The following is a 12,459-nucleotide window of genomic DNA, read 5'->3' on the forward strand; positions in this document are numbered from 1 at the left end:
GGATCCCTTAGAAGGGGGGCTCGTCCGAGTAGCCGCCGCCGGAACCGCCGGAGCTTCCGCCCCAGCTGCCCCCACCGCCCTGCTGCTGGCCGCCGCCGGCCGGCGCGCTGGTGGCCCAGGGGTCGTCGGCGGGTGCACCGCCGCCGCCCTGCTGCTGCCCGCCACTGGGACCGCCGCCCCAGTTGCCGCCGCCCTGCTGGCCGCCGCCGTAGCCACCCTGGCCGCCGCGACCGGTGGTCTTGGTGACCTTGGCCGTGGCGTTCTTGAGGCTGGGGCCGACTTCCTCGACGTCCAGCTCGTAGACCGTGCGCTTGACGCCCTCGCGGTCCTCGTAGGACCGCTGCTTCAACCGGCCCTGGACAACGACACGCATGCCGCGCTGGAGCGACTCGGCGACGTTCTCCGCGGCCTGACGCCAGACCGAGCAGGTGAGGAAGAGGCTTTCGCCGTCCTTCCACTCATTGGTCTGACGGTCGAAGGTGCGGGGAGTGGACGCGACACGGAACTTCGCGACCGCCGCACCGGACGGGGTGAAGCGCAGCTCGGGGTCGTCGACGAGATTGCCGACGACCGTGATGACGGTCTCGCCTGCCATGGGTGAACCTCTCGGCGGGATTGCTGCTGGCTGCTTGCTGCTACTCGAACCCGATGACCTCTGAGCTAGGTGCTCAGTGGGTCTCGGGACGGAGGACCTTGGTCCGGAGGACCGACTCGTTCAGGTTCATCTGGCGGTCGAGCTCCTTGACGACCGCAGGCTCGGCCTGCAGGTCGATGACCGAGTAGATGCCCTCGGGCTTCTTCTTGATCTCGTAAGCGAGACGACGACGGCCCCAGGTGTCGACCTTCTCAACCTTTCCGTTGCCCTCACGGACGACGGAGAGGAAGTTCTCGATCAGCGGGGAGACAGCGCGCTCCTCGAGATCGGGGTCGAGGATGACCATCACCTCGTAGTGACGCATGTGGAACCCACCTCCTTTGGACTCAGCGGCCACGGTCGTTCCGTGGCAGGAGGGTCGTGATGCGTAAGCAACGGTATCCGCCGCCACTGACAATCGCGGACGATCGTCTTCTGGCCTGGGCAGACACCGGTGCAGACCGTACAGACTACCCGCAGACGTGCTTCCGGTTGAAATCCGGTGGTCGCGGACCGCACTCTGTACGCATCGGGTGTGGGCGGCGTCACAGTGCGCCGCCTTCCGGGAATGCCAGGAGGTGCTTCATGGCACAAACAATGCGACCGAACCCCACAGGCTCTCTCTTCGCCACGGACGGCAAACCGCATCGGCTCCAGGACACCCTGATGGTGGTGACCCTGGTGCTGGGCGCGCTGGCCTTTGCGTCCGCCCAGTTCGACAACCTTCATCTGCTCAGCTCGTGGTCCGGGCTGATCGGGATTCTCACTGGCGCGTACGGCCAGTTCATCTCGGTCACGACCCGTGAACGCTTCCTCCTGATCGTCGGACTCGGCGCCTCGGCCTTCGGCTTCTTCCTCGGGATGGCACACGGCGGGCTCTTCGGTGGCCTGATCGGCTACTAGCCCCGGTCTCCCACGGCAACGCGGGGCGTTCTCAAGGCCCAGTAGGCTTCGGCGCGAGAGCCGGAGCCCCTGTACCCATGGGGACACACCTGCCGAGGAGCGCCCCGCATGAGCCTGACCCTGAGGACCATCAGCCGAGAGCAGCATCTGGCGTACCTCCAGACCCTGCCCGCGGCAAGTCACTGCCAGGTCCCGGCATGGGCTGATGTGAAGACCGAATGGCGGTCGGAGAACCTGGGCTGGTTCGACAGGAGCGGTGAGCTGGTGGGCGTGGGCCTGGTGCTGTATCGCCAGCTGCCCAAGATCAAGCGCTATCTCGCGTACCTGCCCGAGGGCCCCGTGATCAACTGGTACGCGCCGAATCTGGACGACTGGCTGCAGCCCATGCTCGCCCACCTGAAGCAGCAGGGCGCCTTCTCCGTGAAGATGGGCCCGCCGGTGGTCATCCGCCGCTGGGAGGCACCCGCGATCAAGGCCGGCATCCAGGACCCGGACGTCAAGCGGCTGCGGGATGTGGAGGCGACGCACATCGAGCCGCGGGCGTTCGAAGTGGCCGACAGGCTGCGGAAGATGGGCTGGCAGCAGGGCGAGGACGGCGGCGCCGGCTTCGGCGACGTACAGCCTCGGTACGTCTACCAGGTGCCGCTGGCGAACCGTTCGCTCGACGATGTCCTCAAGGGCTTCAACCAGTTGTGGCGACGCAACATCAAGAAGGCCGAGAAGGCCGGGGTCGAGGTCGTCCAGGGCGGCTATGAGGATCTCGCCGAATGGCAGCGGCTGTACGAAATCACCGCTGTGCGCGACCACTTCCGGCCTCGCCCGCTCTCGTACTTCCAGCGCATGTGGACCGTGCTGAACGCCGAGGACCCGAACCGCATGCGGCTCTACTTCGCGCGGCACGACGGGGTGAACCTGTCCGCGGCGACGATGCTGGTCGTCGGGGGGCATGTCTGGTACTCGTACGGCGCTTCCGACAACATCGGCCGCGAGGTCCGGCCCTCGAACGCGATGCAGTGGCGGATGCTGCGCGACGCCTACGCGATGGGCGCGACCGTCTACGACCTGCGGGGCATCAGCGACTCCCTCGACGAGACCGACCACCTCTTCGGCCTCATCCAGTTCAAGGTGGGCACGGGCGGCGAGGCCGTCGAGTACGTCGGCGAGTGGGACTTCCCGCTCAACAAGCTGCTGCACAAGGCGCTGGACATGTACATGTCGCGCCGCTGACGCGGCCGCCGACAACGCCGTAACCTCGGCCGTAATCTCATAAATCTCGCACATACCTCTGATACACCGCAGACACCAGAAGGGTCCGGACCGGCCATGGCGCTCTCCCTCTACGTCGACACCGCGCGCTGGCGGGCGCACCAGAAGTCCGTGATCGACCAGTTCCCCGGTCTCGTACCGGTCTGCAAGGGCAACGGCTACGGCTTCGGTCATGAGCGCCTCTCGGAAGAGGCCTCCCGCTTCGGCTCGGACATGCTGGCCGTCGGCACCACCTACGAAGCGGCCCGGATCAAGGACTGGTTCAGCGGGGACCTCCTCGTCCTCACGCCCTTCAGACGAGGCGAGGAGCCGGTCCCGCTGCCCGACCGCGTCATCCGCTCCGTCTCCTCGGTCGACGGTGTGCACGCACTGGTGGGCGCACGGGTCGTCATCGAGTGCATGAGCTCCATGAAGCGCCACGGCGTCACCGAGCAGGAGCTCGGCCAGCTGCACGCGGCCATCGAGGACGTACGCCTGGAGGGCTTCGCTCTGCACCTGCCTCTGGACCGTACGGACGGTTCCGACGCGGTCGAGGAGGTCATCGGCTGGATGGACCGGCTGCGCGCGGCCCGGCTGCCGCTGCACGCCATGTTCGTCAGCCATCTGCGCGCCCAGGAACTGGCCCGCCTCCAGCAGCAGTTCCCGCAGACCCGCTTCCGCGCCCGCATCGGTACGCGGCTGTGGCTCGGCGACCACGAGGCCACCGAGTACCGCGGCGCCGTCCTCGACGTAACCCGCGTCGCCAAGGGCGACCGCTTCGGCTACCGCCAGCAGAGGGCAGCCTCGGACGGCTGGCTGGTCGTGGTGGCGGGCGGCACCTCGCACGGCGTCGGCCTGGAGGCTCCGAAGGCCCTGCACGGCGTGATGCCGCGGGCCAAGGGCGTCGCCCGCGCGGGTCTCGCGACCGTCAACCGGAATCTGTCGCCGTTCGTCTGGGCGGGCAAGCAGCGCTGGTTCGCCGAGCCGCCGCACATGCAGGTCTCGATCCTGTTCGTGCCGGCCGACTCGCAGGAGCCGAAGGTCGGCGACGAACTGGTGGCACATCTGCGCCATACGACGACACAGTTCGACCGCCTCGTCGACCGCTGAGCGAAGGCCGCCGGGCCGTCAGGCTGACGTCTCTCCGGATCCCTGCGACGGCCTCCCCCACTCCACCCGCGGACTCTCCACGGCATGCGCCACATGCCGTGGTGGATGGGCCCCCCGCCCCAGTACGAAGATGTCGTCGGCCCCGTCGAGCACACCGCCCGACGGGTCGTCCGAACCGTCCTGGCGTACACCGTCCCGCTCAGGCATCAGGATGTCCCGCACGACCACCGCGCACAGATACAGCGTCCCCAGCAGATGCAGGGCGATCGCCACCTGGTAGCCCTCGGGCGGCAGTCCCTGGTGCTTGGAGCTGGTCGTGTACGCGAGGTACATCCAGATCCCCAGGAAGTACATGACCTCGCAGGCCTGCCAGATCAGGAAGTCCCGCCAACGCGGCCTGGCCAGCGCGGCAAGCGGAATGAGCCACAGTACGTACTGCGGCGAGTAGACCTTGTTGGTGATGATGAACGCGGCGACGACCAGGAAGGCCAGCTGCGCGAAACGGGGCCGCCGGGGCGCGCCGAGCGTCAGTGCCGCGATTCCTGCGCACGCCAGGATCATCAGCAGTGTCGCGTACGTGTTCACCGAGTCGACTTCCAGCGGCTCGCCCGTGCGCTGCGTGATGATCAGCCAGAACGAGCCGAAGTCGACCTGCCGCTCCTGGCTGAAGGTGTAGAACTTCTTCCACCCCCCCGGCGCCATCAGCATCACCGGCAGATTCACCGCCAGCCACGCGCCTGCCGCACCGAGCACCGCAGCGGCGAACTCCCGCCATTTGCCCGCCCGCCAGCACAGCAGGAGCAGCGGGCCGAGCAGCAGTACGGGATAGAGCTTGGCGGCGGTCGCGAGCCCGATGAGGATGCCGAAGGCCAGCGCCCGGCCGCGTGACCACATCAGCATCGCGGCGGCGGTGAGCGCCACGGCCAGCAGGTCCCAGTTGATGGTCGCGGTGAGCGCGAAGGCAGGTGCCAGAGCCAGCAGCAGGGCGTCCCAGGGGCGACGGCGGTGTGTGCGAGCCACACAGACGGCGATGACCGCGGTGCAGATCATCAGCATGCCCGCATTGACCAACCAGTAGACCTGCTCCCGGTGCTGGACGGAGCCGCCGGCCAGATCAAGCCAGGAGGCGACCTGCATGAACAGACCTGTCAGGACCGGGTACTCGAGGTACTGCATATCGCCGGGCAGCCGGTCGAAGTACGGGATGAGCCCCTCGGAGAAACCGCGCCCCACATAGAGATGCGGAATGTCCGAGTAGCAGGCGTGGGTGTACTGGGAGCTGGCACCCCTGAACCAGGCCCAGTTGTAACACGGCAGCTTCTGCACCATGCCCAGCGCAAACATGCCGATTGCCACGAGTGCGACGACACGCACAGGAGTGAGCCGGCCGCTGCTGCCACGCCAGGCCCAGCGGCCCGCCGGACCGCCGATCAGCTCACTGCCGGACACGGCGACGGTGTCCCGCCGCGTGGGCCGTATGTCCGGCCGCTCCGGCTGTTCCGGCCGGTCCTGGTACACGCTGATCTCTTCTGCGCTGGGCATGCTGCACATCCTGCCGTACGGGGTCGGGGATACGGCGAGGGCCGCCGCCACCGGATCACACAGGTGCTGTGCGTACCGGGTGCGGCGGCCCTCATGGCGTTGCCGGGTTCGCCCGGCGGCGCTAACTGCTCGGGCCTCCGATGAAGCCTCCGTTGCCATTGCCGTTGCCGCCGTTACCGTTCGTGCCTGGTGGTGTCGTCGACGGACTGATCGTCGGATCGCCGGTGGGGCCACCGTTGGCTCCGCCATTGCCGGCGCCGCCCTTGGTGCCGCAGGTGAAGTCCTCCCACGGATTGCAGGACTGACTCGGATCGGGGCTGTCGGACGGCGTGGTGGACGGATCGTCCGAAGGCGTCGCCGACGGGGTGCCGGACGGCGTGGTGGACGGGGACGGGGGCGGGCTGGAGGCGCCGCCGCCCCAGATGGCCTCCCCGTCGATGGACTCGGGCTCCGGGAAGGTCTCCACCGCCGTGTTCTTGAGCGCTTCCGACATGTACGTCTGCCAGATCTCCGACGGGAACGACGCACCGTGGATCTTCTTCTGGCCACCGGTTCCGTACATCTCGAGGAACTCGCGCTTCTTGCCGCTCTTCTCGTTGTCGTCCATCCGGTACATGTCGATGGCGGTCGACAGCTGCGGTGTGTAGCCGACGAACCACGCGGACTTGTTGCCGTCGGTCGTACCGGTCTTGCCCGCGACCTGCCGCCCGGGGATCCGGGCGTTCTTGCCGGTGCCCTCGGGGTCGTCGACCACGGACCTCAGCACGTCGGTCACATTGCTCGCGACCGCGGTGGTGAAGGCACGTTCGGGCTTGGTGTCCTGTTTGAAGACCGTCTTGCCGCCGGACTCGACATGGCTGACGGAGTACGGGTCGCGCTGCTCGCCATTGGCCGCGAAGGTCGCGTAGGAGCCGGCCATGCGGATGGCACTGGGGTCGGAGATACCGATCGAGAACGACGGCACATCCGACTTCGAGAGGCTGGACTCGAGCAGCCCGGCCTTGACGGCCGCCCCTCTCACCGTCGGAATTCCGATGTCCATGCCCAGCTGCACGAAGGGCGAGTTGGCGGAGTGGACCATGGCTTCGCGCAGGTCGATGTTCCCGTACGACTCATTGCCGTCGTTGGTCTGCAGCCACTCCTCGTCGTCCTCGTTCCTCCACACGGTGCCGTCGTAATTCTTGATCTTGAGCTTGTTCTTGCCGCTGTACCGGCTCTTGTCGGGGTCGACGATCTTGCGCTCGTCAGGGCCCTGATCCTCGCCCCCCCTGGGGTCGCGCACGCCCTCTTGCATGGCCGCCGCCAGCACGAACGGCTTGAAGGTCGACCCGACCTGGGCGCCTGTCTGATCGGCGTTGTTGGTGAAGTGCTTGGTCGCGTCCTCACCGCCGTAGACGGCGACGATCGCCCCGCTCTTCGGGTCGACCGAGGCGCCACCGAACTGGACGTACGTGTCCGTTTCCGGGCGCTTCTTGGGTTTGATATTGGCGTCCCGGACCTTTTTGACCGCGGCCTCGAGCTTCTTGACCCTGTCCTTCTGGAAGGTCGTATGGATCTCGTAGCCACCCCGCGCGAGCTTGGCGGCGTCGACGCCCTCTTTGTTGTTGTTGAGGAAGTAGGACTTGGCGAGGTCAACCAGATAGCCGACCTGACCGCTCAGCTGGGCGTTCTTCTTGATGTCGTGGGGCATCGGGAACTTGTTGGTGTACTTGGCCCGCTGCGCGGCGCTGAGATGCCCGTCCTTGACCATCTCGTCGAGGATCCAGTTCCAGCGTTCCGTGGCGCGAGCAAGGTTGGCTTCCGGGGTCGCCGCGGGGTCGATGTCCCTGGCGCCGGCCGGGTCGAAGTAGGTGGCGCCCTTCAGGAGCGAGGCGAGGAACGCGCACTCGTCGGGCTCCAGGTCCTTGGCGTTCTTGCCGTAGTACGTGCGCGCCGCGGCCTGGATTCCGTACGCTCCGCGTCCGTAGTACGAGGTGTTCAGATAGCCCGCCATAATGTCGGGCTTGTCCATCTTCGTGCCGACCTTTATGGAGATGAACAGCTCTTTGAACTTACGGCTCAGGGTCTGGGACTGGTCGCCGAGCCGCGCGTTCTTCACATACTGCTGGGTGATGGTGGAGCCACCCTGGGTCTGTCCGCCCTTGGCCATGTTGACCAGAGCTCGGCCGATGCCCATCGGGTCGATGCCCGAGTCGGTCCTGAACGTCTTGTTCTCGGCCGAGATCACCGCGTTCTGCATGGCGTCGGGGATCTGATCGATGCCGACGATCTGCCGGTTGATCTCGCCACCGGTGGCGGCCATCTGCGAGCCGTCCGCCCAGTAGTAGACGTTGTTCTGCGCCTCGGCCGTCTTGTCCGGATTCGGAATCCCCACCATCGCGTACGCAATGGTCGCGGCCGCCATCAGGCTGCCGATGAACCCCAGACAGAGGCCGGTGACCAGTTTCCACGACGGGACCCAGCGCCGCCATCCGTACTTGTTGTGGCGCGGATAGTCGATGAACCGCGGCTTGGGCGGCCGCCCGCCGCGACCGCGGCCCTCGTGCCCTCCGCCGCCGCCTCCGCGCCGACCGCCGCCCCGGCCTCCGTGGCCGGATCCCGCGCCTTCGTCAACGCGTCGGCGACCACCGCCGCTCCGCTGTGCGGCGCGGCGAGCCTCGGCCCGGCCGGCGTAGGGACGCTCCTCGCCGTACGAAGCGGAAGGAGATCCTGAGGTATCGCCCCGGGACGGGCCTGCGCGGCGGCCAGAAGGCTGCTGGGCGGCGCGTCTGGCCGCGGCACGGCCGCCGCCCTGGGACTGCGGCGGTTTGCGACGGTGCTCGCTCATCGAACGACTACTCCTCGGGCAGGCGAGACGCCTGGAAGCGGCAGTTGAGTTCCGGTCCCCCCGAAATGGATACGGACAAGCCCCGCAAGGAGCTCATCCGCTGTGCACCCACGGCGATGACGCTCACTGGCGTCACGTGGTTCCCGGTGGTGTGCATGGCGCACAGACTACGCACGCTCAAAACCTGCCTAGGGCCGAAGGTCCCCCCAAATCAGGCAACTCGCTCTCCACGAATTGGCGATGTGACGCCGCTCACGATGGCCACTCTTGTCGCAGCGGTGACGTCGTTCTATCGTGCTGATGTATCGACTCGATACATCAGCACGGCATAAGCGACCGGGATGGCGAGGGAGGCAACAGTGAGCAGGCGCTCCGGCATCCTTGAGTTCGCTGTGCTCGGTCTGCTCCGTGAGGCTCCGATGCACGGGTATGAGCTGCGGAAACGGCTCAATACCTCGCTGGGAGTCTTCCGGGCCTTCAGTTACGGAACCCTCTACCCCTGCCTCAAGACGCTGGTCGCCAACGGCTGGTTGATCGAGGAACCGGGCAGCGCTCCCGAGGACGCGCTGGCCGCTTCGCTCGCGGGGCGCCGCGCCAAGATCGTCTATCGGTTGACGGCTGAAGGTAAGGAACACTTCGAGGAGCTGCTCTCCCACACCGGCCCGGACGCGTGGGAGGACGAGCACTTCGCGGCTCGCTTCGCCTTCTTCGGGCAGACGGAGCGCGAGGTGCGGATGCGGGTGCTCGAGGGCCGCCGCAGTCGGCTGGAGGAGCGTCTTGAGAAGATGCGCGCCTCGCTGGCGCGCACCCGCGAGCGCCTCGACGACTACACGCTTGAGCTGCAGCGACACGGCATGGAATCCGTGGAGCGCGAGGTGCGCTGGCTGAACGAGCTCATTGAGAGCGAGCGAGCGGGGCGGGATCAGCGACAGTCCTCCCCCGAGAGCTCTGCTCAGCAGGACAACACATCTTCAGAGACGGGCGGCCTGCCCCGGCACAGGGGTGCCGAGTCGTCCGGGGGCACACCCTCCGGGCGCTCCACCCCGCCGGATCCGTCCGACGACACCGCCAAGTGAGGCCCTGCGGTCCGCAGGGTCTCATCCGGAATACCGAGATCACACAGGGAGCAACCGGAATGGGTTCGGTTCGCGTAGCCATCGTCGGCGTGGGCAACTGCGCCGCCTCGCTGGTGCAGGGCGTCGAGTTCTACAAGGACGCCGACCCGGCCGGCAAGGTGCCGGGTCTGATGCACGTCCAGTTCGGCGAATACCACGTCCGTGACGTGGAGTTCGTGGCTGCCTTCGATGTGGACGCCAAGAAGGTCGGCCTCGACCTGGCGGATGCCATCGGCGCCAGCGAGAACAACACCATCAAGATCTGCGACGTGCCGTCCACCGGCGTCACCGTGCAGCGTGGGCACACGCTCGACGGCCTGGGCAAGTACTACCGCCAGACCATCGAGGAGTCCGCCGAGGCCCCGGTCGACATCGTCCAGACCCTCAAGGACAAGCAGGTCGACGTCCTGGTCTGCTACCTGCCCGTCGGTTCCGAGGACGCCGCGAAGTACTACGCGCAGTGCGCCATCGACGCCAAGGTCGGCTTCGTCAACGCCCTCCCGGTCTTCATCGCCGGCACCAAGGAGTGGGCGGACAAGTTCACCGAGGCCGGTGTCCCGATCGTCGGTGACGACATCAAGTCCCAGGTCGGCGCCACCATCACGCACCGCGTCATGGCGAAGCTGTTCGAGGACCGGGGCGTCATCCTGGACCGCACGATGCAGCTGAACGTCGGCGGCAACATGGACTTCAAGAACATGCTCGAGCGTGATCGCCTCGAGTCCAAGAAGATCTCGAAGACGCAGGCCGTCACCTCGCAGATCCGCGACCGCGAGCTGGGTGAGGACAACGTCCACATCGGTCCGTCGGACTACGTGGCCTGGCTGGACGACCGCAAGTGGGCGTATGTGCGCCTCGAGGGCCGTGCATTCGGCGAGGTCCCGCTGAACCTCGAGTACAAGCTCGAGGTCTGGGACTCCCCGAACTCCGCGGGCATCATCATCGACGCCGTGCGCGCCGCGAAGATCGCCAAGGACCGCGGCATCGGCGGCCCGATCCTCTCCGCGTCCTCGTACTTCATGAAGTCCCCGCCGGTCCAGTACTTCGACGACGAGGCCCGTGAGAACGTCGAGAAGTTCATCAAGGGCGAGGTCGAGCGCTAAGCGTTCGCCTGCTCGACCGCGGAGAGTCCCCGGGTTATCCGCCCGGGGACCCTCCGCGTGTGTGACGCTTGATCGCATGCCTGTCGTACGTGACTTGCGCGTACTCCTGCGCCTGACGAATTTCCGGCGGCTGCTTGCTGTCCGGCTGCTCTCCCAGTCGGCCGACGGTGTCTACCAGGTCGCGCTCGCCACGTACGTGGTCTTCTCCCCGGAGAAGCAGACCTCGCCGGCCGCGATCGCCTCCGCAATGGCGGTGCTGCTGCTGCCGTACTCCGTGATCGGTCCGTTCGCCGGCGTCCTGCTGGACCGCTGGCAGCGCAGGCAGGTCTTCCTCTACGGGAATCTGCTGCGGGCCCTCCTCGCGAGTGGTACGGCCGTGCTGGTCCTGGTCTCCGTGCCCGACTGGCTCTTCTACGCCTCCGCCCTGTCCGTCACGGCGGTCAACCGCTTCGTACTGGCGGGGATCTCTGCCTCGCTGCCCCGGGTGGTCGACGCGGACCGGCTCGTCATTGCCAACTCGCTCTCTCCGACGGCGGGCACGCTCGCGGCGACCGCGGGCGGCGGGCTCGCCTTCGCCGTGCGGCTGGTGTCGGCAGACTCCGACGCCGCAGTGGTGCTCCTCGGTGCCGTGCTCTACCTCTGCGCCGCGCTTGCCTCCCTGCGGATGCCGCGTGACCTGCTCGGCCCCGATCCGCAGTTGGTCCAGCCGCGACTGATGTCCGCCCTCGCGTCCACCGCACGCGGTCTGGCGGGCGGGCTGCGGCATCTGGCCGAACGCCGAGCGGCCGCCCGTGTGCTGGTCGCGATGACGCTGATGCGCTTCTGCTACGGCGCGCTGACCGTCATGGTGCTGATGCTGTGCCGGTACGCCTGGTACGAGAAGCAGTCGGACGGCCTGGCTCTGCTGGGCGTGGCCATTCTCATCTCGGGTGCCGGCTTCTTCGCGGCGGCCGTGCTGACCCCGTGGGCGGTCGGCCGGCTCGGCCAGTTCGGCTGGGTGGTGGCGTGCGCGGGGACGGCAGCCATCCTCGAACCGGCGCTGGGGCTGCCTTTCGAACCCGGGCCGATACTGGTCGCCGCGTTCGTCCTCGGACTGATCACCCAGGGCGCGAAGATCGCCACGGACACCGTGGTGCAGATGTCGGTGGACGACGCCTTCCGCGGCCGGGTCTTCTCCATCTACGACGTGCTCTTCAACGCCGCCTTCGTGGGTGCTGCGGCAATCGCCGCGCTGATGCTGCCTCCTGACGGCAGGTCGGTTCAGCTGGTGGTCGTGGTGGCGGTCATCTACGCGGCGGTGGCGGCAACGATGGCCCGTTGGAGGCGTGTTGGCGCGGTGATATAGCGTGCGCGCGTCAAAGAATTGATCGCACACGTTCACTGGGGGACTCCCGCATGACCTATCCGCCTCAGCAGGGCCAAGGCGCGTACGGCCACCCTGACCCGTACGCACAGCAGCCTCAGCAGCCGTACCCGCCGCAGCCCGGCTACGGATATCCGCAGCAGCAACAGCCCTACCCGCAGCAGCCGCAGCCGGGGTACGGGCAGCCTCAGCAGCCGCACCCGCAGCAGCAGTGGGGCGCCCCGCCGCCCCCGCCGCCCTCGTCCGGGCGTAGCGGCCTCGGCATCAAGAACATCCTGAAGATCATCGGCGTTGTCATCGCCCTCATAGTCTTCGCGATCGTCTACTTCACGAGTCAGGACGACGCTGACAAGGCGGAGGTCGGCGACTGCATGCACAACAGCGGCTCCAAGCTCACTCCCGACCTTGAGGTAGTGAAGTGCGGCGACGCGAAGGCTGATTACAAGGTCGTCGAGGTTCACCCCGACACGACCGACCAAAAGCTCTGTGAAGGTAAGTCCGACGTTGGCTACTTCGAGCAGACGCGCGGCAGCCGACGCAGCTCGGGCAAGCAGTTTGTGCTCTGCCTGAACGAGATCAAGAAGTAGGCGCGGAAGCAGCCGCGTGCACCGAGGGGC

11 protein-coding genes are annotated in these 12,459 nt (G+C 67.2%); 7 read left to right on the forward strand and 4 right to left on the reverse strand.

The genetic code is table 11. From position 1 onward, the window contains the following. Window positions 1-7: 7 nt before the first annotated feature. A complete protein-coding gene (locus ACQEVG_RS19270) occupies window positions 8-595 on the reverse strand; it encodes a single-stranded DNA-binding protein (protein ID WP_432985605.1) in 588 nt (195 codons plus the stop codon). A gap of 73 nt (window positions 596-668) precedes the next feature. After that, on the reverse strand, window positions 669-959 hold the full coding sequence (gene rpsF / locus ACQEVG_RS19275) for a 30S ribosomal protein S6 (protein WP_004950685.1): 291 nt from the start codon (window positions 957-959) through the stop codon (window positions 669-671). A 260-nt stretch (window positions 960-1,219) separates the two neighbouring features. Here rpsF and ACQEVG_RS19280 point away from each other — a divergent pair, with 260 nt between their 5' ends. From ACQEVG_RS19280 to ACQEVG_RS19290, 3 genes are all read left to right on the forward strand, one after another. After that, window positions 1,220-1,537, forward strand: coding sequence for a hypothetical protein (locus tag ACQEVG_RS19280; RefSeq protein WP_432985608.1), 318 nt, complete (start codon window positions 1,220-1,222; stop codon window positions 1,535-1,537). 108 nt (window positions 1,538-1,645) lie between these two features. Continuing rightward, window positions 1,646-2,764, forward strand: coding sequence for a lipid II:glycine glycyltransferase FemX (locus ACQEVG_RS19285; protein WP_432985610.1), 1,119 nt, complete (start codon window positions 1,646-1,648; stop codon window positions 2,762-2,764). Window positions 2,765-2,860: 96 nt separating this feature from the next. After that, window positions 2,861-3,892 carry an alanine racemase gene (locus ACQEVG_RS19290; protein ID WP_432985612.1) on the forward strand — a complete coding sequence of 344 codons (1,032 nt, stop codon included), beginning with the start codon at window positions 2,861-2,863 and terminating at the stop codon, window positions 3,890-3,892. 18 nt (window positions 3,893-3,910) lie between these two features. On the opposite strand, the gene ACQEVG_RS19295 is transcribed toward ACQEVG_RS19290, so the two are convergent. Together ACQEVG_RS19295 and ACQEVG_RS19300 are read right to left on the reverse strand one after the other, a co-directional pair. Continuing rightward, entirely contained in the window at window positions 3,911-5,434 is a 1,524-nt protein-coding gene (locus ACQEVG_RS19295; protein ID WP_432985614.1) for a glycosyltransferase family 87 protein, read from the reverse strand. 121 nt (window positions 5,435-5,555) lie between these two features. Then, a complete protein-coding gene (locus ACQEVG_RS19300) occupies window positions 5,556-8,261 on the reverse strand; it encodes a transglycosylase domain-containing protein (RefSeq protein WP_432985616.1) in 2,706 nt (901 codons plus the stop codon). Window positions 8,262-8,620: 359 nt separating this feature from the next. On the opposite strand from ACQEVG_RS19300, the gene ACQEVG_RS19305 reads away from it, so the two are divergent. From ACQEVG_RS19305 to ACQEVG_RS19320, 4 genes are all read left to right on the forward strand, one after another. Then, window positions 8,621-9,337 carry a helix-turn-helix transcriptional regulator gene (locus ACQEVG_RS19305; protein WP_432985618.1) on the forward strand — a complete coding sequence of 239 codons (717 nt, stop codon included), beginning with the start codon at window positions 8,621-8,623 and terminating at the stop codon, window positions 9,335-9,337. Window positions 9,338-9,396: 59 nt separating this feature from the next. Next, window positions 9,397-10,479, forward strand: a complete 1,083-nt coding sequence (locus tag ACQEVG_RS19310) for an inositol-3-phosphate synthase (protein WP_432985620.1) — start codon at window positions 9,397-9,399, stop codon at window positions 10,477-10,479. 76 nt (window positions 10,480-10,555) lie between these two features. Next, complete coding sequence (locus ACQEVG_RS19315) at window positions 10,556-11,824, forward strand: MFS transporter (protein WP_432985622.1); 1,269 nt, start codon at window positions 10,556-10,558, stop codon at window positions 11,822-11,824. Between the two features lie 50 nt (window positions 11,825-11,874). Continuing rightward, window positions 11,875-12,429: an LppU/SCO3897 family protein gene (locus ACQEVG_RS19320; protein ID WP_432985624.1), complete on the forward strand. Its 555-nt coding sequence runs from the start codon at window positions 11,875-11,877 to the stop codon at window positions 12,427-12,429. The last annotated feature ends 30 nt before the right edge of the window (window positions 12,430-12,459 follow it).

Origin of the sequence: Streptomyces sp. CA-135486 (genome assembly GCF_050936555.1) — a bacterium.
Lineage (GTDB): Bacteria > Actinomycetota > Actinomycetes > Streptomycetales > Streptomycetaceae > Streptomyces.

What these genes read in the sequence shown, in the direction of transcription:
- ACQEVG_RS19315 (WP_432985622.1), top strand. Translation starts at nt 10,556, where the DNA reads ATGCCTGTCGTACGTGACTTGCGCGTACTCCTGCGCCTGACGAATTTC.
- ACQEVG_RS19280 (WP_432985608.1), top strand. Translation starts at nt 1,220, where the DNA reads ATGGCACAAACAATGCGACCGAACCCCACAGGCTCTCTCTTCGCCACG.
- rpsF (WP_004950685.1), bottom strand. Translation starts at nt 959, where the DNA reads ATGCGTCACTACGAGGTGATGGTCATCCTCGACCCCGATCTCGAGGAG.
- ACQEVG_RS19295 (WP_432985614.1), bottom strand. Translation starts at nt 5,434, where the DNA reads ATGCCCAGCGCAGAAGAGATCAGCGTGTACCAGGACCGGCCGGAACAG.
- ACQEVG_RS19290 (WP_432985612.1), top strand. Translation starts at nt 2,861, where the DNA reads ATGGCGCTCTCCCTCTACGTCGACACCGCGCGCTGGCGGGCGCACCAG.
- ACQEVG_RS19320 (WP_432985624.1), top strand. Translation starts at nt 11,875, where the DNA reads ATGACCTATCCGCCTCAGCAGGGCCAAGGCGCGTACGGCCACCCTGAC.
- ACQEVG_RS19285 (WP_432985610.1), top strand. Translation starts at nt 1,646, where the DNA reads ATGAGCCTGACCCTGAGGACCATCAGCCGAGAGCAGCATCTGGCGTAC.
- ACQEVG_RS19310 (WP_432985620.1), top strand. Translation starts at nt 9,397, where the DNA reads ATGGGTTCGGTTCGCGTAGCCATCGTCGGCGTGGGCAACTGCGCCGCC.
- ACQEVG_RS19300 (WP_432985616.1), bottom strand. Translation starts at nt 8,261, where the DNA reads ATGAGCGAGCACCGTCGCAAACCGCCGCAGTCCCAGGGCGGCGGCCGT.
- ACQEVG_RS19270 (WP_432985605.1), bottom strand. Translation starts at nt 595, where the DNA reads ATGGCAGGCGAGACCGTCATCACGGTCGTCGGCAATCTCGTCGACGAC.